The following is a 20,865-nucleotide window of genomic DNA, read 5'->3' on the forward strand; positions in this document are numbered from 1 at the left end:
TGCAGCATTGCAATCTGGAGATAGCAAAACTAAAATCTAAAATTAAATACTGTCGAATATGGAAAGAAAAAGAGTTTACACGTTCGGAAATGGAAAAGCCGAAGGTAGAGCGGATATGAGAAATCTGCTGGGGGGCAAAGGTGCTAACCTTGCCGAAATGAATCTGATTGGTGTTCCGGTTCCTCCGGGATTTACCATTACCACTGAAGTATGTTCCGAATACTATGATTTAGGAAAAGACAAAGTGGTTGAACTGTTGAAATCAGACGTTGAAAAGGCAATCGCCAATATCGAGACGTTGATGAATTCAAAGTTTGGAGATGTTGCCAATCCGTTGTTGGTATCCGTCCGTTCCGGTGCACGTGCGTCTATGCCGGGTATGATGGACACGATCCTGAACTTAGGTTTGAACGATGAAGTGGTGGAAGGATTGAGCCGTAAGACGAACAATCCTCGGTTTGCATGGGATTCATATCGCCGTTTCGTACAGATGTACGGAGACGTCGTGTTGGGTATGAAACCGACCAACAAGGAAGACATCGATCCGTTTGAAGCCATCATCGAAGAAGTCAAGGAAGCGAAAGGCGTTAAGCTGGACAATGAGCTGGATGTGGAAGACCTGAAGGTACTGGTCGCTAAATTCAAAGCGGCTGTCAAGACTCAGACCGGTAAAGATTTCCCGACTTCCGCCTATGAACAGCTTTGGGGCGCCATCTGCGCTGTGTTTGACAGTTGGATGAACGAACGTGCCATCCTCTATCGTAAGATGGAAGGGATTCCTGCCGAATGGGGTACGGCTGTCAGTGTGCAGGCTATGGTGTTCGGTAATATGGGCGATACTTCCGCCACCGGTGTATGTTTCTCTCGCGATGCCGGTAACGGAGAAGACCTCTTCAATGGCGAATACTTGATCAACGCACAAGGCGAAGACGTTGTGGCTGGTATCCGTACACCGCAGCAGATCACCAAGATCGGTTCGCAGCGTTGGGCGGAACGTGCCGGTATTTCAGAAGAAGACCGCGTAGCTAAATATCCTTCGATGGAAGAAGCCATGCCGGAAATCTACAAACAACTGGACGAACTGCAGACAAAGCTGGAAAACCATTATCATGATATGCAGGATATGGAATTCACCGTGCAGGAGGGAAAACTGTGGTTCCTGCAAACCCGTAACGGAAAACGTACCGGTGCTGCAATGGTGAAGATCGCAATCGACTTGTTGCATCAGGGCATGATTGACGAGAAAACCGCATTGAAACGTATCGAACCGAACAAGCTGGACGAACTGCTCCACCCGGTATTCGACAAGGTGGCCGAAAAACAGGCGAAAGTCTGGGTGAAAGGTCTGCCCGCTTCTCCGGGAGCCGCTACGGGACAGATCGTGTTCTTTGCCGAGGATGCGGCGAAATGGCACGCTGACGGCAAAAAAGTCGTAATGGTCCGTATCGAAACATCGCCTGAAGATTTGGCAGGTATGGCCGTTGCCGAAGGTATCCTGACTGCTCGCGGCGGTATGACTTCGCACGCAGCCGTTGTTGCTCGCGGTATGGGTAAATGCTGCGTGTCCGGTGCCGGAGCTTTGGAAATCGATTATAAGAATAAGACTGTCGAAGTCGATGGCGTTAAGCTGAAAGAAGGCGACTATATCTCTATCAACGGTACGACCGGTACGGTTTATGTCGGAAAAGTAGAGACGAAGGCCGCCGAACTGTCCGGCGATTTTGCCGAGTTGATGACGCTGGCTGATAAATATACGAAGTTGCAGGTACGCACGAATGCCGATACTCCGCACGATGCCACGATTGCACGCAAATTCGGAGCCGTAGGTATCGGTTTGTGCCGCACGGAACACATGTTCTTCGAAGGTGAAAAGATCAAGGCCATGCGTGAAATGATCCTGGCGGAAGATGCGAAAGGACGCAAAGAAGCATTGGAAAAGATATTGCCTTATCAGAAAGATGATTTCAAGGGCATCTTTAAAGCAATGGCAGGTTGTCCGGTAACCGTACGTCTGCTCGATCCTCCTTTGCACGAGTTCGTCCCTCATGATCTGAAAGGCCAGGAAGAAATGGCGGAAGCAATGGGCGTATCGGTCAAAGAAATTCAGAAACGCGTGGAATCGCTTTGCGAACATAACCCGATGTTGGGACACCGTGGTTGCCGTTTAGGTAATACATATCCTGAAATCACGGAAATGCAGACACGCGCTATTTTGGGAGCCGCCCTTGAACTGAAGAAAGAAGGCATCGAAGCCAAACCTGAAATCATGGTGCCGCTGACAGGTATCTTATACGAATTCAAGGAACAGGAAAAAGTGATCCGTAAAGCTGCCGCACAGCTGTTCGAAGAAATGGGAGACAGCATCGACTTCAAGGTCGGTACGATGATCGAAATTCCGCGTGCGGCATTGACTGCCGACCGTATTGCTTCTTCTGCCGAGTTCTTCTCGTTCGGTACAAACGACTTGACACAGATGACCTTCGGCTACTCTCGCGACGATATCGCTTCCTTCCTGCCTGTTTATCTGGAAAAGAAGATCCTGAAAGTCGATCCGTTCCAGGTGCTCGATCAAAATGGAGTGGGGCAATTGGTCCGTATGGCTACCGAAAAGGGCCGTGCCATCCGTCCGGACTTGAAATGCGGTATCTGCGGCGAGCATGGCGGTGAACCTTCCTCTGTGAAGTTCTGCCACAAAGTAGGATTGAACTATGTATCCTGTTCACCGTTCCGCGTTCCGATCGCACGTATCGCGGCTGCACAGGCAGCGATAGAGGAATAACGGTAGTTTCGACTTAGTTATTGAATTAGGCTGTAATAACTTGAAAATAAGGCATTACAGCCTAATCTGTTTTCAGGCGGTTCGTTCATTTGATCGCATAAGAAGTGCGATAGCGGAATATAATGATGAAGAGCGTGACATAGCATTGAAGAAAATATAAACAGCAGCCTATACTTGGCATGCCATTATAAGACTATCTTTATGAGAGAAGCATCGTCTTCATATTCCTTGTTTATAAGAAATGTTGTGTCTGACATTTGATTGACTTCTGTTTGCTTGTAGAATCCGTCAGTGCAAAGAAGAAGTACATTTCCTGCATCAACTTCCCTGCATTGATAGGGTATATCTGCTCTTATGCCTGCGCCTTTTATACATCTGGTAAGCAGATACTTGCCATATCCAGCATCCAAGATATGGTCTGTGGTTAATTGTTCTGCTTTATCGTGATCGAAAAGGTTGATTCTGACATTACCTTGCCAAGTATAGTGAATGTTATTGCCATCAATGAAGGCTATAGCAACAGCTGCTCCCATTTTGCTGTGAGTTTCCATGCTCTTTTGACAAATAACTTCATCGGCATATTCCAACGCTTTGCCTAACAAATCTTGAACAGGCAATTTTTCTACATGCTCACAAATAAAGGCAGTGATTGCATTTACAATCAGATCTGCCACTTCCCTGCCAAAGGTTAAGCCACCCATACCGTCTGCCAATACTGCTACAGCCTTATTGGGGGTTAATTGGTGGACAGACAAACTATCTTCATTAGAATAATGTATACCTTCTATTGAAAAACTATCTATCTTCATCGCTTTCTCCTTTCTTTAATACTTCAACCATTCCAATAAGTGCATTTCTGACAATTTGATGCGCACCGCTTCCGGAGTATCTGCTACTCATAGAGTTGATTAATGGGCTACTTTCATCCAACTCAATCTGTTCTTGTAGTTGGTCGGTATAGAATCGAAGATGTTCTTTAGTAAGAAAATCTCTCATTTCACAGGCAATCCATCTGGCTCCACCAGTCAAGAGGTCAAAGTTTTCACTTGTATCTTGAACTTCGTTAGGAATGGGTTGCTTGAATGAAACATATGCCAAATAGAAGTTATCAATTATATAGAGCATATCGGCAACATCTTTGTCAGTAAGCAAATGCCTATCGAGCCAAGTGTCAAACTTTATTAGAAATTGTCCGGACAAAGGAGCCATCTTTATAGTAATAGCATCATCGATTATAACTGTATCGGCTATGCTCATTACATCTTTGAAGCATTTGACCGACATTTCCGGATTGCCTTCAGGTGGCCATGCCACTTTCTCGTCAGCTTCCAATTCTCCAAAAGGTACGATGTCGATTTCATAATCATTGTTACCAGCTGCTTCTATGTAATAAAATCGCTGTTTGGGTTTCCCTTTAATGAAATGGTTTCCCAGTAAATGTTTCTTCAATAAATCAAACTGGCTCCAATCTTTCAATGCGATTGCCACATCAAGGTCGACCGTTCTTCGAGGCGAAGGCGGCATTTTAAGAATTTCCATAGCAATGTCTCTTGCCAATGCACCTACAACATACACATCCAGTTGAAGCCCTTTCATCACTCTGCTCAATGCCTCAAGGGTGTCATAAAGCAGATTATTTTGTAATGTGTCTCGCGTAATTTTATATTCCATTTTCTTTGATTCTTAAAGCGGCTTCATGGCATCGACTATCACCGGTGCCCATCAAGTCTGCATATATAACTAAGGTAGGGGCAAGATTTTCTTTGTCATTTCCTATCCAAAATTTCTTGTAAATACGTATTTCTCCATTAGGGTCAGGCATCACCGCACCAGTCCGAAGAAGTAATGAACTCACAACCTCGGAATAAATTTCAAATTCGCCCGGAATCAAATACTTGTCCACTAAATTGGCACCGCAATCGCCTCCCCAATACATTCCTTCGGGAAGTATCATTTCTTTCCATTTCTTTCTGGCGTCCGGAGTACGGAAGCTCATCCGATTAATGAGTAATTTAGGCTTCAAGAACTCATTGTACTGTTGTTGCCACCACTCAATAAGCTCTTCACGCTTAGCAATCCGTCTTCCCTTATCGGTTTGCACTAAGTATCGCTTCGTCTTCAACAGGTCAAAAGCTTTTGTGATAGTACCAAGAGATAATCCGACTTTTTCCTGAATTTCACGATATGACCAGTTTATGCTTTCGGGATTCTGCAGGAAGAACAAGATAAGTTTGATGTTTGTCTCACTTATTTTGGAAACAGTGCTTGCACTACCAGAGGTTGTATTTTTTTGTCCGGCAATCTTGATGGTTAGATTTTCATGCCTGATGTCACAATTACCTGCCTTGTCTATCCAGTTTATGTGATTATCCGCAAGAGTATTGGCTAACTTAGGGTAGAGTTTGTTGGTTATTAAAATCATAGGCATACCTTCATCGTTCTTGATACCATCTATGACAGAAAAGATATTGGCGTTGCTTATGGTTTTCTTGATTTCACAACAAAATCCTATGCCATTAATGCAAACGGATTTATCCATTTTATCATTAATGGCAATATTGTTATTTCCTGTTGCTACTTTCAAGTTATTAATAGCTTCATGAAATAATTCCATATAGTCAGTTCCCATATTTATATTCTTTTGTTCATTGTTTATACACTGTTCATAAATTCGTGAACAGTGCAAATTTAATGAACATTTCTTGTTTGAGCAAGTCTTGCGTTCACTAAATATTGCTTGTAGAAGTGTCCGGCAAACCACTTGGAAGCAGAATTGTAAATCAGTTCTGTTTCAAGCCCAAATCATGGGCATGGAATTCTTATTTTATCATAGCATCCGATGGCTTTCGAAAATAATTTATGTGAAAAAGTACCGAAGGAATCACAAAATAGTGTACATTTGTTTTTTGATGATGAACGAATATAAACAATATCTACGTATGGAGCGGTATTTAATAATTAAGACAAGAGATGAATTATTGCGTATCAAAATAGGGCAGATCCTCTATTTTGAAGCAGATAGAAATTACACCAAATTACTATTATCCAACGGAATTCAATTCACATTTGCAATCAATATAGGAAAAATTGAAGAAATATTGGAGAAACAGGTGGCTGGCTGTAACGCAATCTTGATGCGTGTAGGCAAAAGCCATATTATCAATAAAAATCACATCCTGCAGATAAACTTGCCTAAGCAGAAGCTTTTATTGCTGACGCAGGATGGCAAACCGAGAGAACTGGTGATATCCAAAGATCCTTTGAAGGTGCTGAAAGATACGCTCGAAAAGGAAATGGGAAAACCTGAAGAACCAAAAGCTGTTACGGAATGATCATTAAGATTGGAAAAGCGAACGATAATGATTTTGTAATAAACGACCCTCATGTGAGCCGGTATCATGCAAAACTGGTCCGTGAAGAGGGGGGATGTTGGCTGCTTGAAGATTTGGGGTCGACAAACGGGACATTTGTCAATGGTGCCCAGATCGTTAAGAAACATGTTACTCCCAGCGATACGATCAAGCTGGGAGATAATTATGTGTTAAACATATCCGAAGCCTTGAAGTCCAACAATGATTATAGCGAGGAATTTGCAGCGTTGAAGCAGGTTTACGATCATTACATTCAAGCAAAGGTTAAGATTCAGTCTTCTAATCAATTTAAAACCAGGCTGTTCCAATCCCTTCCGTTTGCTCTTCCCGGTGTAGTGGGAGTTGTGATCGGTTTTCTTGGAAAAGGAAGTCCGGAATTGTTCGGATTGAGCCTGTTCATCACGATCTGCGCCCCGACGGTAGGGATCTATCTGGGTGCGAAGCAGTCGGCCAAGATCCCGCAACTGCTGCAAGATTTGACCAATCAATTCAAAATCGACTATGTTTGTCCCAAGTGCGGAACGTTTTTAGGTGAAATACCCTGGGAATCATTACGCAACAAAAAACAATGCCCGATGCCCTCTTGTAAGGCAAAATGGGTAAGCGAATAGGATTCCGTTTCATATACTAAAAGTAACACTTTCGTACAGTAAACCCAAACATTTGATTATAAGGCACTATTTTATGTTCGGATGTCAACCGGTTTCCTTACTTTTGTTTCCAGAAAATTTAATTATAACATTTTATGCAAGAAGAGGATTACACATTCGTGACTTTAGACAGCGACGAGGCAATGCTGACCGACGCTGTTATCGTGGATGTGGACGGGGGAAACGACTTGTCGGATGTTGTAATGATTGACGAAAGTATTGATGCTTCCGATTTTATTACATTATCTGACGACACTGTTATGTTGTCCGATGCAGACATGCTGGACACATATTCAACCGATATTGACGGATCTGATATATCGTTTATTTTATGATTTCCGTTAAATGTCCACATTGCCATGTTGGGTTAAAGGTAGACGAGGGGAAAATTCCCCTCGATATCACCTCTTTCAAATGCCCGAAGTGCAAACAACCGATTCCTGTCTCTTTGCTGTCGATGGAGAAAGGAAGTGTCGCATCCGAATCGGAAACGGTTCTGATACAGCCTCTTCGTATGACAACCGGACGTCTCTCTGTAATTGCAAATGCTGATACGCCGGAGCAAACCTTCCCCCTTCAGGAAGGTGTCTATGTCATCGGACGAAAATCCAATGCATCCACTGCTACGATCGGTATTGTGACGGCCGATAAATCAATGAGCCGTGAACATATTCGGATTGAAGTAAAAAAAGATGCCAAAGGAGGCTATAAACATTATCTTTCTGACAATAATAGTAAAAATCATACGTTATATAATAGCAATTACTTAGAGAATGGAGAAATTGTCATACTCAATAATAATGATGAAATTATTATCGGTCGTACAGTTCTCCGGTTTAATGAATAAAAATAGTCTATGCTATGAATATAACGATCGGCAAACCTTGGGCAGTCAGCGAAAAAGGAGGCAGGTTGAATAACGAAGATTCCATCTATCCTCTGCCGGAAACGGCAAACTCCAATCAAAATTTATTTTTGGTGTGTGATGGTGTCGGCGGCGCTGAAAAAGGGGAGATTGCAAGCTCGTTGGCCTGCGAGTCTTTCCAGACTTTTTTCTCGACTTTTCGTGAAGGTGAGCCGAGTGCCGGTTTCATAAATAAAGCTATTCGTTATACCGAAGCACGTTTTGATGACTATGTGGCGATTCATCCGGAAGCCAAAGGAATGGCTACCACTCTGACCATGACCTTTTTGGGCACGACCGGTATAACCTTGGCGCATGTGGGGGACAGCCGGATTTACCATTTCCGGAAGGGAGAAATCTTGTTCCGGACGAAAGATCATTCATTGGTCAATTCGTTGGTGGAATTAGGAAAAATCACCCGCGAAGAGGCTGCACACCACCCGCAGCGTAATGTGATCATACGGGCTATTCAAGGAACGAACCATCCTACGGAGGCCGATGTCGTGCTTTTGGACGATATCAAGGCAGGTGATTATTTGTTCATGTGCTCGGATGGCGTACTCGAACGTCTGAGCAATGAAGAACTTTCTGATATATTCAAGTATTCGGGCAGCCCGGAAGAAATTAAAAATGCAATCATGTCCGCTTGTAGCGGCAAAACACGCGATAACTTTTCTTTTTACATCATACCGATACAAAATGTGTTAGATTCGGCAGGAATTAAGCAAAATATTCTTTCTTTCCTTTATTCTTTTATATAAATAACGTAATTTTGGCAGATTAATAGAATTCGCATAGTATAGTTATGAATTTGCCAAACGGACATGTTCTTCAGAATGGAAAATATCGGATCACTCATGTAATTGGTCAGGGCGGCTTTGGTATAACATACAAAGGCGTCTGGTATACGGAAGTGAAGGGCTCGTTAGGAACTGTGCAAACAGAGGTGCCTATTTGTATAAAAGAATACTTCTTTAAAGACTATTGTTACAGGGAAGCAGCATCATTCGCTGTCAAGGTGCATTCTGAGACAGGGAGGGTTCTTTTCGATAAATTCAAGGAGAAACTTATCAAGGAAGCCAAGATACTTTCAGAAGTCCATCATCCCCATATAGTGAATGTGCTGGAAGTTTTCGAAGAAAACGACACGGCTTATATCGCTATGGAATATATTTCCGGCTGTTCGCTCAAATATATGATGGACAGGGAAGGCGTATTGCCGGAAACGAAAGTGCTCAGATATGTTCGCCAGATTGGAAAAGCACTCCAGTTTGTACACGAAAAGAACATTCTTCACTTGGATATCAAACCCAGCAATATCCTGATCGACTCGTCAGGGAAAGCGCGGCTGATCGATTTCGGCGTAAGCAAGCGGTACGACATCGAGCAGCAGGAGACAAGTACGACCATGCTTACCTTGTCAAAAGGATTCGCCTCGATCGAACAATATGATAACGAAGGGACACAGAGCTTTTCTCCCTGTCCTGACATCTATTCGCTTGGCGCTACCATGTATAACCTTTTGACAGGAAAGATTCCGACCGAATCCATTTTGCGGGCAACACGTCCTTTGCAGAATCCGTCGGAGCTGAATAAGGATATATCTCCTAAGACGGAATCCGCCATAATCAAGGCAATGCAGATCATTCCGGCCGATCGTTTCCAAACGGTAGACGAAATGATGGATGCATTAGATTTTCCTGCAGAAGAGGAAACACCCGCGAATGAATTACAGAATACAGACGGACAGGAAGCGGATGATGAGACAACGGTGATACATCACAATGAGCAATCGCCTCAGAATGAGGATGACGAAGATCGTACGATTGTAAACAGCGAAGAAATTCTTACTCAGCCTCGTAAGAAAAAGAGAAATGGGGTGCTGATATCCGTGGTTATTGCTATATTTGCCTGCGTAGGATCTGCAGTCGCTTTCTTGGTGCAGGGGAACAAGGCTTCTACAAAACCGGATGGAACGGAGTTGATTCGTCCGGTCGAAGAGGAGAAAGATTCGGTAGACATCCTTCAAGGCACGACTGTTTCGGAGGTGAAAGAAGAATCTATGCTTGGCGAGGATGATAAGAAAACGGAGACAGCCATGCCCCGACAACCGGAAACGGTTAGGCCCATTGGTGTTGATGAACCCCGGAAACAACCGGAGACAAAGCAGGTCCCGGCTGAAGAGAATAGAATAACAATACAGCCCGCGCAGCCTACTGTGGAAGAGATTGATGCGGAATATGCCGCTTTAATAGCTTCCGGCAAGGAGAAGATGGGAAAAGCGGACTTTACGAATGCAAAGATAGATTTCACAGAAGCGAAAGAAACCAAGTTGACGGAAGAGGTCGTACGACTTTTGATTTCTTGTGACGAAAAGGAAGCCGCCAAACTTTTGGCCGACAGGAAAGCCCAGTATGAGATGAAGAAGACTTTCGGGAACTTTACAATTGTACGAAAGAAATCGACCATGTTATACGGGGCGATCGATGCGGATGCCAACGAACGCATTCCATGTAAATACCGGAATGTCGGAATTGCAGAAAATGGCCGTGCCTTCGAACGTAAAGATGGTTTGTTCGATATCTATAATGCTGATGGCGTATTGGTAAATGAAGGATCAACGTATTATTAACGTGTTTATGAAAAGACTTTGGATTTTAACTCTTTTTGTTGTGTTGCCGATGTGCTTGCCGGCCCAACAAAAAACAGAATATAACAGAAAAGGTGACGAGGCGATGAAACGCCTGGACTATAGCGATGCAAGGATGTGGTATGAAGAAGGTGTCGTGCAATGCGACCCTTACAGTATCGGGCAGCTCACGTCGATTTGGTTAGCCAACCAGCGGATGCGTCCTTCGATGCACAGTCTGATGAACAAGTGCCGGGCTTGCTTGGAACTGATGGCCAATAATGAAGATACGACAGCTATTTCGCGGTTGATAGTCTATTATACCGAAGGCATAGGAACTTCCAAGAATGAGACTTTGGCAAAATCCTGGCAAGACCGTCTGGAAACACTCCGCAAACCGGTGGAGCCTGTCTTTTATCCCTCTGCCAACCCAACAAAGCCGGACAAGCCCAAAGAACCGATGAAGTTCTTTGTGGGTTATGCCTATTCCATAGAGGCTCCTTATGGCCTGACAGTGGGAGGCGTGAAATCCCGTTTGGGCTGGTTCCTGCGTTTTAAAACCAATCTGGGTTTTAAGGATTATGACGGGGAATGCCGGGGAACAGATGAGTATGTCGGTTCCGCACCCGATCATTCCTTTCATTTCACGAACAGGAAAAAGGTGAATAGCTATGCCGGGACGGCTGGTTTGGTCGTTAAATGTACTTCCTGGTTATATACATCCGTAGGTTTGGGATATGGCAGTCGGGAATTATTATGCGAATACATCACAATCGACAATTCGGATTATAGAATAGAAAAATCCTTTTGGGCGAAGAATTTGGATTATTCTTATAGCGGGTTGGCTGCTGATCTGGATGTAATGGTCAAATTCGGTCCTGTGTTTGTAAGTGCAGGGTGCAATACGTTGAATTTTAAATATGTTGATTTGAATGCCGGTGTCGGTCTGTTTTTCTAATAAGAATAATTTATGAAATACATATACTTGATCTTTTTATCAGCAGTTTCCTTTTTATGGATGTTTTCCGGATGTGTGGAAGATCCGGATATGGATACGCGCTTGCAGAATGCAAAGGCGCCGGAGGTTTCCGAGACTTCAATGGAAGGAGAAGCATATGCTTCTTCGATCACGTTAAAGGCTCAAATAATGAAAGAAAACGGTTTGCCAATAAAAGAATGCGGGGTGTGTTGGAGTACCCGGAAAGGGACGGAACCGCTTGATAACATGCGTAACCAACGATATGCAAAAGCTGATAAAATCGAAAATCATAATTTTACAGCTACCATGTCCAATTTGAAAGATAGTACAAAATATTATGTATATGCCTATGCCATTAATGATGTAGATACTGCATTTTCAAAGACAGAAGGAGCATATACGACAATCAATGGTATTGGAGAAGTTGCGACTCTGGAAGTGGATAGTGCTACAATAAAAGCAACATCCACCTGGGTGAAAGGAAAAGTCAAGCACAAGGGAGTCGGCATTGAAAAATTAGGTTTCTACTACAAGAAAAAGGAACAAGCCGGAGATATCGAACCTTCGGATCAAGATTCCGTCATCACATACGAAGGGAGTGACTTGGCAACTGTCGATACTTTCTCCTGCCAGATTACGAATCTGGAGCCGGAGACTTGGTATTACGTCCGTGCTTTTGCCAAAAATCAGTTTGGCGAGTTCGCTTTTAATGTGGATTCTTTTAGGACTACGGATGGCAAACCTTTGGTGGGTAACTTGAATCTGATAAAAGACAGTACGACTTTCACCACGGCCGATCTGTCGGCTTTCTTGATCAATGAGGGAGATGCGCCTGTCAGTGCCTATGGCTTTTGCTGGAGCGTAGAGGAAGGGCCGACGATAGAAGCCGACACGATCACTTGTACGAATCTCGCGGATGATGGTAAGTTTACCGGAAGGATCCGGGGATTGGAATCAGCCAAAAAATATTATGCACGGGCTTATGCCGTGAATGACTTCGGCACGGTATATAGCGAAGAAGAAATTACGATTTCGACAAAAAGCGAGAAACCGAATATTATAACATTCCCCATCACCTCTGATTCAATCAAAAGCGACGGAACGGTTCATATTGGCGGGGAGTTGCAGAATGGAGGAAACAGTGCTGCCACCGAGTGGGGAATTTGCTGGTCTTCAAGCAATAAGGAACCGAGTATCAAGGATAATCATGTGATTGTAGAAGATACGCTTTTCATGTATGCATTACCTTCATTAAAGGGGGCTACGGTCTATTATGCCAGAACTTATGCTACTAATAAAAGCGGTTTGACCGGCTATGGAGAGGTTAAATCTTTTACTACTCCGGATATTTTTGAAAGTAAAAATATTTATCCGGGGGCTAATAGACAATTTTCTGCCGGGTTTGTCCTTGAGGATCAAAACTCAGTTCCTCGTATCTATGTCATAGGGGGAGATTTAGGCGGCGAACGGAGTAAAGAGATGTTCGGATATAATGTAGAGGCCGATGAATGGATTCCTATGGCTGAGTGTCCGAATGCCTACTCTCAAATGAGTGCAGCCGTGTATAAAAACCAGGCATATCTCTTCGGTGGTATAGACAAACAAACAATAGGGAAAAATTGCCAGATTTACAATTTGGACAACAATTGGTCGGAACCTGCCCAATTTTCGCTACCGGGAGGCCGTTTCGGTTCTGTCAGCTTCGTCTATCGGGACTCTTTGTATGTTCTGGGGGGATCGGATGGAAGCAATAATATGAATGAGATATTGCGCTACGACCTGTCATTGCAAGAAGGAAGTTGGGATGTAATCGCTGAATTCCCGGCTCGTCAGCGCGGTGGTATTGTCCAGGTTGTGGGAGATAAGGTTTATGCCGGATTGGGAGAAGGCGGAAGTGGCATAAGGAACGGTTTTTGGGAATCTTCCGATAGTTTGAAGTTATGGACCCCGATCTCTATTCCTGACAAAATAGGAAGTGTCTCATCCGGTGTCTATGATGAACAGCGAAACAGCTTTTTTATGATTGATAATAACGGGAAGATATGGGAATATAATTTGTCAAGTCGTGAATGGACAGCTCGTTCATTATTGGGTTATCGCATGAACAATTACCATATGTTTATGTTGAATGGCATAATCTATATTTTGGGACAGGATCTATATTATGCCAACAAGTTTATCATGTATAATCCGATATGGGATAATTAATCATGAACAGGACAAAGATATTAGAAGAGATTCAAAAAAACGTAGAGCTTTTATCGACTACAGGTGTAGCGGAGTATAAATACATTCCGCTACACCAGAAACCCTCACCGTCGGTGACGGCGCTCAGGGAGATCATGAGTTTGCTCCGCAAGGTTATTTTCCCCGGTTTCTTCGGGACGGAACAGGAGGCGCAGACGGATTCCATACAATATTATACAGGCGTATATCTGGAGCAGGCCTACGACCTGTTGCAGGAACAAATCTATAACGGCCTGTGCTTCGAGGTCGAACGTTGTTGCGACTCCAAGGATCGTGCTTCTGAAATAGCGATTGCTTTTATCAATAAGATCCCGCATATCAAATACCTGTTATCGACGGATGTGAAAGCAATCTTGGATGGCGATCCGGCAGCCAAAAGCCCCAGCGAGATTATTTTCTGCTATCCGGCCATTCATGCCATTCTTTATCAGCGGGTAGCGCATGAACTATTGAAACTCGGCGTACCTGTGATTCCGCGTATTATAACGGAAATGGCTCATTCGGACACGGGAATAGACATTCATCCGGGAGCGCAAATCGGAGAATATTTCAGTATCGATCACGGTACGGGTGTCGTGATCGGACAGACGGCCGTAATCGGGAATCATGTCCGCCTCTACCAAGGTGTGACATTGGGAGCGAAGAGCTTTACCCTGGACGCCGAAGGGTTGCCTCTGGACGTGCCGCGGCATCCGATTATCGAAGACTATGTTACGATCTATTCCAACGCCTCTATTTTAGGAAGGATCACCATTGGCCACGGCTCCGTGATCGGTGGGAACATCTGGCTTACCCATAGCGTTCCGCCTAATTCCAAAGTATTGCAGACACGTGCTGTCGAAGATAAATAGCAGAGGGCGGCATATTGTTTTCACTTTCATTTCAAAACCCATAGCTTTAGACTCCCTAACTCATAGCTTTAGGGTCTCTAAAGCTATGCATTAGGGGTCCCCTGACTTTTTTTATACAATAGCCTTGGGATAAAAGAGAAAAGATGGGCTTTATTCCGGAAAAATATGTATGTTTGCGATATAGCTTTTTAGAGCGTAGAATACCTTAAAATAGTGTAGACCATGAATAAAGTGAAAACATTAGATGACCTTCGGAAGATGCGTGAAACCTTGCGCTCGACCCTGGACATTAGAGAGAAAAGTAATCATCCTGAACAAATGGTGCAGATCCGGGTATCTATGGCTACTTGCGGGATTGCCGCCGGAGCCAAAGAGATCATGAATTATTTCATTGAAGCGCTGGATCGTGAAAAAGTAGATGCATTGGTGACACAAACCGGATGCATGGGATATTGCTATGCCGAACCGACTGTCGAAGTTACCCTGCCGGGTAAAGAACCTCTTGTTTTCGGACATGTGAAGAAAGCGAAGGTGGATGAAATCATCGACCGGTATATCCGGCACGGAGAATTGCTGGACGATATCATCCCGGTCACTTACACGGCTGTTAAACCGGAATAACGAAAACTTCCTTAAACATTTAATACTTACATAATGGCACAGTACAGTAGTTATATACTGGTGTGTGGCGGTACCGGCTGCCGTGCATCGCAGAGTGAACTTATACTTCAAAATCTGAAAGAGGCCGTCGAACGACATGGGTTGCAGGAGACCGTACAGGTGATCCGCACCGGTTGCTTCGGCTTTTGTGAAAAAGGGCCGGTGGTTAAGATGGTCCCCGACAATACGTTTTATGTCCAGGTAAAACCGACGGATGCCGAAGACATTGTCCGGGAGCATTTGGTGAAAGGACGCAAGGTGGAACGGCTTCTTTACGTCAACCCCGAAACGAACGAGCAAGTGCCCGATTCCAAGCATATCAATTTTTACAAGAAACAGCTCCGCATCGCTCTAAGGAATTGCGGTTTTATCAATCCCGAAAATATAGACGAATATATCGCCCGCGACGGTTATGTGGCTTTAGGTAGAGCCTTGACCGAGATGACGCCCGAATCGGTGATCAAAGAGATCATGGACAGTGGCTTGCGTGGCAGGGGAGGAGGCGGTTTCCCTACCGGCTTGAAATGGCAGATAACCCGTAAAGTGAAAGCTCCCCAGAAATATGTCGTCTGTAATGCGGATGAAGGTGATCCGGGGGCATTCATGGACCGTTCCATCCTGGAAGGTGACCCGCATTCCATCGTTGAAGCGATGGCGATCAACGGATATTGTACGGGAGCCACGAAAGGGCTGGTTTATATCCGGGCCGAATATCCGTTGGCCGTAGAGAGGTTGAAGATTGCAATCCGGCAAGCCAAAGAATATGGCCTGCTGGGTGAAAACATCTTCGGGACGGATTTCTCTTTCGATATCGAGATACGCTATGGGGCAGGGGCATTCGTTTGTGGTGAAGAAACGGCTTTGATACATAGTATGGAGGGACTTCGCGGAGAAGCGACCGTTAAACCTCCTTTCCCAAGCGAACAGGGCTACAAGGGATGTCCGACCAATGTGAACAATGTGGAAACATATGCCAATGTGCCGGTTATCCTGTTAAAGGGCGCCGAATGGTTCAGCAGCATAGGTACGGAGAAAAGCAAAGGGACGAAAGTCTTTGCCCTTGCGGGAAAAGTAAACAACGTCGGGCTGATAGAGGTCCCGATGGGAACGACCCTACGCGAAGTGATCTTTGGCATCGGGGGAGGCATAAAGGATGGAAAGAAGTTTAAGGCTGTGCAGACTGGAGGACCTTCGGGGGGCTGCCTGACCGAGAAGCATCTGGATTTGCCGATCGATTATGACAATCTTTTAGCCGCCGGTTCGATGATGGGATCGGGCGGTATGATCGTGATGGATGAAGACGATTGCATGGTGGCTATGGCCAAATTCTATCTGGATTTCACGGTCGAGGAATCATGCGGCAAATGTGCTCCCTGCCGGATTGGCAACAAACGCTTGCACGAGATGTTGCAAAAGATTACGTCCGGCAACGGAACGATCGAGGACCTGAACCGGCTTCGCAACTTGGCCGGCGTGATCAAAGACACGGCCTTATGCGGCCTGGGGCAGACATCGCCCAACCCGGTTTTGTCTACGATGGATAACTTCTATGATGAATATCTGGCCCACGTAAAGGAAAAACGTTGTCCGTCCCATCAGTGTCGCGAACTGACGCAATATTTCATCAATCCGGAGAAATGCAAGGGATGTACGCTTTGTGCCCGCATGTGCCCGGTGAATGCGATCACGGGAGACAAGAAAGTTCCGCATGTGATCGACCCGCAGACTTGTATCCGGTGCGGTTCATGTATAGAGAGATGTAAGTTCGGAGCCATTTATGTGCACTAAAACAAGGGACAATTGTCAATTAAAATTATGGAAACAGTAAAACTTATTATAGATAGAAGACCCGTGGAAGTCCCCAAAGGAACCACGATCCTGGATGCCGCAAAAGGAATGGGCATCCGCATTCCGACTCTTTGTTACATGAAGTTGGAAGATTTGCATTATGAAAATAACCCGGGTGCCTGCCGTATCTGCGTGGTCGAAATAGAAGGCCGCCGTAATCTGGCTCCTTCTTGTAAAACGGAGTGCACGGAAGGGATGGTCGTACAGACACACAGTCCGCGTGTGATGAATGCCCGGAAAACCGTGATGGAACTGATCCTGTCCAACCATCCGGCAGAATGCCTGACTTGCAGCAGTAACGGGCATTGTGAACTACAAACCATCGCCCATGACTTGGGGATACGCGAGATTCGCTATAAAGGCGAGATGTCTACGTTCCAGATAGACCGTTCACCCTCTATCGTGCGCAACATGAACAAATGCATCATGTGCCGCCGTTGCGAGACTATGTGTAATAATATCCAGACCGTCGGGGCTTTGACTGCTGTCAATCGGGGCTTTAACGCCGCCGTCTCTACGGCTTTCGAACGGGATATTGCCGGTAGTACGTGTTCCTATTGCGGCCAGTGCGTATCGGTTTGTCCGGTAAACGCGTTGAGCGGACGGAATACGCAACAGCCGGTATTGGATGCGCTGGCCGATCCGGACAAGATCGTGATAGCCCAGACAGCTCCGGCCGTGCGTACGGCTTTAGGACGCGATTTCGGGTATGAGCCGGGCACGCTGGTGACTGGCAAGATGGTTTCCGCCCTCCGCGGGTTGGGCTTCGATTATGTTTTCGATACGGATTTCGCCGCCGACCTGACTATTATGGAAGAAGGGACGGAACTGTTGCAACGGATCGGGAAATACCTGAAAGGCGATCAGGAAGTAAAAATGCCGTTGATGACGAGTTGCTGTCCGGGGTGGGTCAGCTTTGTCGAGCAGCATTTCCCGGAATTATTAGACAACCTGTCGACGGCTAAGAGCCCGCAGCAGATGTTCGGCGCGATTGCCAAAAGCTATTTTGCCGAAAAATTGGGAGTAGACCGGAAGCGGATCGTTGTCGTCTCGATCATGCCTTGCCTGGCAAAGAAATATGAAGCCAGCCGTCCGGAATTTGCGGTCGATGGCAATCCGGATGTCGATATTTCGATCTATACGCGCGAATTGGCCCGCCTGATCCGTTATGCAAACATAAACTTCGCGGAACTGCCGGATAGTGATTTCGATCGTCCGTTAGGCGAATCGACAGGAGCCGGCGTTATCTTCGGAACAACCGGAGGTGTGATAGAAGCGGCTTGTCGTACGGCGTACGAGCTATATACGAAAAAAACTCTTCCTAAAATTGATTTTGAAGAACTTCGCGGGTTAGAAGGCATTCGCAGTGCAACAATAGACTTCGATGGGACACCGATAAAAATAGGAATTGCACATGGTTTGGGCAATGCCCGCAGATTGGTTGAAGAAGTCAAAAACGGCACGTCGCCCTATCATGCCATCGAAGTTATGGCATGTCCGGGCGGTTGTATCGGTGGTGGCGGTCAACCGTTCCACAGGGGCAGGATGGAGGTACTGCGCAAACGTGCGGCGGCTCTCTATCAGGAGGATCGCGGCAAGACGCTTCGCAAGAGCCATGAGAATCCTTATATTCAAGCTCTTTATGCCGACTATCTGGGAGAACCGTGCGGACCGCGTGCCCACAAGTTGTTGCATACGCACTATTTCGACCGTAAGGAAGCCATTAATATGTTTACGCAAGAAAATCAGGAGGGATAAACGATGGATAAGATGAAAATACATTTGATTCAGATAAAGATCAATGAATTGTTGGCTGTCTGTGATGAACATAATAACGATCCGGGAGAGTTGATCAACATATTGCATGCCGCCCAGGGCATATTCGGTTATCTGCCTCGCGAAGTGCAGGAGATCATTGCCGGCCGGTTGCATATCCCGGTTTCCAGGGTGTACGGGGTGGTCACGTTCTATTCGTTCTTTACCATGACTCCGAAGGGGAAATATCCAATTTCCGTCTGTCTGGGAACGGCCTGCTATGTGCGGGGAGCCGAGAAAGTCTTGGATGAATTCCAGCGCCAGCTGGAGATCAAAGTAGGAGAGACTACACCCGACGGCTTGTTCTCATTGGATTGCTTGCGTTGTGTGGGTGCTTGCGGACTGGCTCCGGTCGTTACGATTGCCGGAAAAGTCTATGGACGCCTGACTCCGGAGAAAGTGCGGGATATCCTTTCCGAATACTACCTGCTGGAACAGGTATAATCTATTTTTCTTTTGTGCCAATGCAGTGACACGACAGTGCCATCGCATTGGCACAATTGTGTCACAACGATGGCACGGGTCATATAATGGCGATTCTTCTATTCCTTGGTTTCTATATAAACGACATGCGTCTGTAAATATTCTTCAAGACCGTGTTTTCCATCTGCACCGCCGATTCCGGACTTACGCCAACCTGCATGGAAACCTTGCATAGCCTCAAAGTTCTCACGATTGATATATGTTTCGCCAAACTTCAGCGAGCGCATGATCTTGAATGCGTGGTCCAGATTTTGGGTATAGACGGAAGATGTCAATCCGTAGTCACAGTCATTTGCCCATGCAATCGCATCGTTGATATCCGTATATTCGACAACGGGCAGGATAGGACCGAAGGTCTCTTCCCGTATGATATCCATTTCTTGTGTGGCGCAATCCAGTACTGTCGGTTCGAAGAAATATCCTTTTGTTCCGATCCGATGACCGCCGCACAGAAGTCGGGCTCCCTGCTGAACCGCCTTCTCAACTTTTTGTTCCATGGCAGCCAAGGCATTTGCTTCGATCAGCGGTCCCATATCCAAGTCGGCGATCTCGTTCGGGTTGCCGACTTTCACCTGCTTCATGCCGGCCACAAGTTTTTCCATAAAGAGATCTTTGATCTTTTTATCTACATAAACACGTTCCGCACAGTTACATACTTGTCCTGTATTGATCACGCGTGAAGCGATAATCGACTTCACCGCCAAATCCATATCCGCGTCTTCCATCACGATTGCCGGAGCTTTTCCACCTAATTCCAAAGACACTTTTGTTATGTTAGGAGCAGCTGCCGCCATTGTCTGTTGTCCGGCACTCACACTTCCCGTAAGGCTGACCATGCCGACTTTCGGATTCGCTGCCAGCTCATGGCCAATCACCGAGCCGCGCCCGTTCACCAGATTGAAAACTCCGGCCGGCAAACCGGCTTCTTCTACAATTTGTGCAAAAACGTATGCATTTTCAGGTGTAAGCTGACTCGGTTTTACCACGATCGTATTACCGGTAATCAAAGCCGGAGCAGCCTTGCGTGCAACCAGGAAGAAGGGGAAGTTCCAGGGGAGAATACCGGTCGTTACACCAATTGCTTTCTTGAACAGGAATATGCTTTCACGCGGACGGTCGCTGGGGATGATTTCACCTTCATACCGGCGGGCCCATCCAGCCATATAATCGATATAGTCTGCCGTAAAAAGGACTTCCACATTAGCCAGGCCTTGCGTCTTTCCACCTTCACGAACAATTATATCAGTCAGTTCCTTTTCTCTTTTACGGATACCTTCTGCAATTTTGGTCAGATAAGCGGCCCTTTCTATAGAAGGTGTTCTTTCCCATTGATCCTGAGCTTTTTCTGCAGCATCGATCGCTCTTTTAGCATCTTCGACCGTACCGTCCGGCATTAACGAGATCACTTCTTCGGTAGAAGGATTCAATACCTTAATCCATTTTCCAGATTCGTTTTCTATGAATCTGCCATCAATAAACATTTTCAATTCCTTCATGGTAATATCTTTTTAGGTTGAATTTTGATTTTAAAAGTACATGAAAGAAAAGAGGATCATGTTTTAAAAATGATATTAGTTATTTCATAAATGATATATTTCTGTAATACAGGATTATATGGCTTATGATGCATATTTAAGCTTACCGGAAGT

At 45.4% G+C, this 20,865-nt stretch carries 18 protein-coding genes; 14 read left to right on the top strand and 4 right to left on the bottom strand.

The window, feature by feature from the left end; genetic code table 11:
* The first annotated feature begins 58 nt into the window (after nt 1-58).
* Nucleotides 59-2,779 carry a pyruvate, phosphate dikinase gene (gene ppdK / locus RDN79_RS05860; RefSeq protein ID WP_298549453.1) on the top strand — a complete coding sequence of 907 codons (2,721 nt, stop codon included), beginning with the start codon at nt 59-61 and terminating at the stop codon, nt 2,777-2,779.
* Between the two features lie 185 nt (nt 2,780-2,964).
* Here ppdK and RDN79_RS05865 read toward each other — a convergent pair whose 3' ends face one another.
* From RDN79_RS05865 to RDN79_RS05875, 3 genes are read right to left on the bottom strand one after another with little or no spacing between them, the layout of a single operon-like run.
* Nucleotides 2,965-3,588, bottom strand: coding sequence for a PP2C family serine/threonine-protein phosphatase (locus RDN79_RS05865; RefSeq protein ID WP_298549451.1), 624 nt, complete (start codon nt 3,586-3,588; stop codon nt 2,965-2,967).
* Nucleotides 3,575-4,450: a hypothetical protein gene (locus RDN79_RS05870; RefSeq protein WP_298549450.1), complete on the bottom strand. Its 876-nt coding sequence runs from the start codon at nt 4,448-4,450 to the stop codon at nt 3,575-3,577. Before RDN79_RS05870 ends, RDN79_RS05865 begins: the two co-directional genes overlap by 14 nt.
* Complete coding sequence (locus tag RDN79_RS05875; RefSeq protein WP_298549448.1) at nt 4,440-5,408, bottom strand: type IV toxin-antitoxin system AbiEi family antitoxin; 969 nt, start codon at nt 5,406-5,408, stop codon at nt 4,440-4,442. Before RDN79_RS05875 ends, RDN79_RS05870 begins: the two co-directional genes overlap by 11 nt.
* A 310-nt stretch (nt 5,409-5,718) precedes the next feature.
* Between RDN79_RS05875 and RDN79_RS05880 the strand changes: the two genes are divergently transcribed.
* The 13 genes from RDN79_RS05880 (at nt 5,719) to RDN79_RS05940 (ending at nt 19,177) form a co-directional block, all read left to right on the top strand.
* Nucleotides 5,719-6,111, top strand: coding sequence for a LytTR family DNA-binding domain-containing protein (locus RDN79_RS05880; protein ID WP_115497672.1), 393 nt, complete (start codon nt 5,719-5,721; stop codon nt 6,109-6,111).
* Nucleotides 6,108-6,761: an FHA domain-containing protein gene (locus RDN79_RS05885; protein WP_298549445.1), complete on the top strand. Its 654-nt coding sequence runs from the start codon at nt 6,108-6,110 to the stop codon at nt 6,759-6,761. The genes RDN79_RS05880 and RDN79_RS05885 overlap by 4 nt, the downstream gene beginning before the upstream one ends.
* A gap of 134 nt (nt 6,762-6,895) precedes the next feature.
* Nucleotides 6,896-7,135, top strand: coding sequence for a hypothetical protein (locus tag RDN79_RS05890; protein ID WP_298549443.1), 240 nt, complete (start codon nt 6,896-6,898; stop codon nt 7,133-7,135).
* Nucleotides 7,132-7,647: an FHA domain-containing protein gene (locus RDN79_RS05895; RefSeq protein ID WP_298549442.1), complete on the top strand. Its 516-nt coding sequence runs from the start codon at nt 7,132-7,134 to the stop codon at nt 7,645-7,647. Before RDN79_RS05890 ends, RDN79_RS05895 begins: the two co-directional genes overlap by 4 nt.
* 14 nt (nt 7,648-7,661) lie before the next feature.
* On the top strand, nt 7,662-8,465 hold the full coding sequence (locus RDN79_RS05900) for a PP2C family serine/threonine-protein phosphatase (RefSeq protein WP_298549441.1): 804 nt from the start codon (nt 7,662-7,664) through the stop codon (nt 8,463-8,465).
* A gap of 44 nt (nt 8,466-8,509) precedes the next feature.
* Nucleotides 8,510-10,336, top strand: coding sequence for a serine/threonine-protein kinase (locus RDN79_RS05905; RefSeq protein ID WP_298549439.1), 1,827 nt, complete (start codon nt 8,510-8,512; stop codon nt 10,334-10,336).
* 7 nt (nt 10,337-10,343) lie between these two features.
* Entirely contained in the window at nt 10,344-11,291 is a 948-nt protein-coding gene (locus tag RDN79_RS05910) for a hypothetical protein (protein ID WP_298549438.1), read from the top strand.
* A 12-nt stretch (nt 11,292-11,303) separates the two neighbouring features.
* Nucleotides 11,304-13,520, top strand: a complete 2,217-nt coding sequence (locus RDN79_RS05915; protein ID WP_298549436.1) for a hypothetical protein — start codon at nt 11,304-11,306, stop codon at nt 13,518-13,520.
* A 2-nt stretch (nt 13,521-13,522) separates the two neighbouring features.
* Nucleotides 13,523-14,410, top strand: coding sequence for a serine O-acetyltransferase (locus RDN79_RS05920; protein WP_298549435.1), 888 nt, complete (start codon nt 13,523-13,525; stop codon nt 14,408-14,410).
* A gap of 222 nt (nt 14,411-14,632) precedes the next feature.
* The gene (locus RDN79_RS05925; protein ID WP_008157757.1) at nt 14,633-15,031 is read left to right on the top strand and encodes a ferredoxin; all 399 of its coding nucleotides are present in this window, start codon (nt 14,633-14,635) and stop codon (nt 15,029-15,031) included.
* Between the two features lie 33 nt (nt 15,032-15,064).
* Nucleotides 15,065-16,858: an NADH-ubiquinone oxidoreductase-F iron-sulfur binding region domain-containing protein gene (locus RDN79_RS05930; RefSeq protein WP_298549434.1), complete on the top strand. Its 1,794-nt coding sequence runs from the start codon at nt 15,065-15,067 to the stop codon at nt 16,856-16,858.
* A 27-nt stretch (nt 16,859-16,885) separates the two neighbouring features.
* A complete protein-coding gene (locus tag RDN79_RS05935) occupies nt 16,886-18,676 on the top strand; it encodes an NADH-dependent [FeFe] hydrogenase, group A6 (protein ID WP_298549433.1) in 1,791 nt (596 codons plus the stop codon).
* Between the two features lie 12 nt (nt 18,677-18,688).
* Complete coding sequence (locus RDN79_RS05940) at nt 18,689-19,177, top strand: NAD(P)H-dependent oxidoreductase subunit E (protein ID WP_186931222.1); 489 nt, start codon at nt 18,689-18,691, stop codon at nt 19,175-19,177.
* Between the two features lie 98 nt (nt 19,178-19,275).
* Here the strand turns inward: RDN79_RS05940 and aldA are convergent, their stop codons facing one another.
* Nucleotides 19,276-20,712, bottom strand: coding sequence for an aldehyde dehydrogenase (gene aldA / locus RDN79_RS05945; RefSeq protein ID WP_298549432.1), 1,437 nt, complete (start codon nt 20,710-20,712; stop codon nt 19,276-19,278).
* Between the last annotated feature and the right edge of the window lie 153 nt (nt 20,713-20,865).

This window comes from uncultured Parabacteroides sp. (genome assembly GCF_902493135.1).
GTDB lineage: Bacteria > Bacteroidota > Bacteroidia > Bacteroidales > Tannerellaceae > Parabacteroides.

What these genes read in the sequence shown, in the direction of transcription:
- RDN79_RS05875 (WP_298549448.1), bottom strand. Translation starts at nt 5,408, where the DNA reads ATGGGAACTGACTATATGGAATTATTTCATGAAGCTATTAATAACTTG.
- RDN79_RS05930 (WP_298549434.1), top strand. Translation starts at nt 15,065, where the DNA reads ATGGCACAGTACAGTAGTTATATACTGGTGTGTGGCGGTACCGGCTGC.
- RDN79_RS05900 (WP_298549441.1), top strand. Translation starts at nt 7,662, where the DNA reads ATGAATATAACGATCGGCAAACCTTGGGCAGTCAGCGAAAAAGGAGGC.
- RDN79_RS05880 (WP_115497672.1), top strand. Translation starts at nt 5,719, where the DNA reads ATGGAGCGGTATTTAATAATTAAGACAAGAGATGAATTATTGCGTATC.
- RDN79_RS05890 (WP_298549443.1), top strand. Translation starts at nt 6,896, where the DNA reads ATGCAAGAAGAGGATTACACATTCGTGACTTTAGACAGCGACGAGGCA.
- RDN79_RS05910 (WP_298549438.1), top strand. Translation starts at nt 10,344, where the DNA reads ATGAAAAGACTTTGGATTTTAACTCTTTTTGTTGTGTTGCCGATGTGC.
- RDN79_RS05935 (WP_298549433.1), top strand. Translation starts at nt 16,886, where the DNA reads ATGGAAACAGTAAAACTTATTATAGATAGAAGACCCGTGGAAGTCCCC.
- ppdK (WP_298549453.1), top strand. Translation starts at nt 59, where the DNA reads ATGGAAAGAAAAAGAGTTTACACGTTCGGAAATGGAAAAGCCGAAGGT.
- RDN79_RS05865 (WP_298549451.1), bottom strand. Translation starts at nt 3,588, where the DNA reads ATGAAGATAGATAGTTTTTCAATAGAAGGTATACATTATTCTAATGAA.
- RDN79_RS05920 (WP_298549435.1), top strand. Translation starts at nt 13,523, where the DNA reads ATGAACAGGACAAAGATATTAGAAGAGATTCAAAAAAACGTAGAGCTT.
- RDN79_RS05915 (WP_298549436.1), top strand. Translation starts at nt 11,304, where the DNA reads ATGAAATACATATACTTGATCTTTTTATCAGCAGTTTCCTTTTTATGG.
- RDN79_RS05925 (WP_008157757.1), top strand. Translation starts at nt 14,633, where the DNA reads ATGAATAAAGTGAAAACATTAGATGACCTTCGGAAGATGCGTGAAACC.
- RDN79_RS05905 (WP_298549439.1), top strand. Translation starts at nt 8,510, where the DNA reads ATGAATTTGCCAAACGGACATGTTCTTCAGAATGGAAAATATCGGATC.
- RDN79_RS05885 (WP_298549445.1), top strand. Translation starts at nt 6,108, where the DNA reads ATGATCATTAAGATTGGAAAAGCGAACGATAATGATTTTGTAATAAAC.
- RDN79_RS05940 (WP_186931222.1), top strand. Translation starts at nt 18,689, where the DNA reads ATGAAAATACATTTGATTCAGATAAAGATCAATGAATTGTTGGCTGTC.
- RDN79_RS05895 (WP_298549442.1), top strand. Translation starts at nt 7,132, where the DNA reads ATGATTTCCGTTAAATGTCCACATTGCCATGTTGGGTTAAAGGTAGAC.
- RDN79_RS05870 (WP_298549450.1), bottom strand. Translation starts at nt 4,450, where the DNA reads ATGGAATATAAAATTACGCGAGACACATTACAAAATAATCTGCTTTAT.
- aldA (WP_298549432.1), bottom strand. Translation starts at nt 20,712, where the DNA reads ATGAAGGAATTGAAAATGTTTATTGATGGCAGATTCATAGAAAACGAA.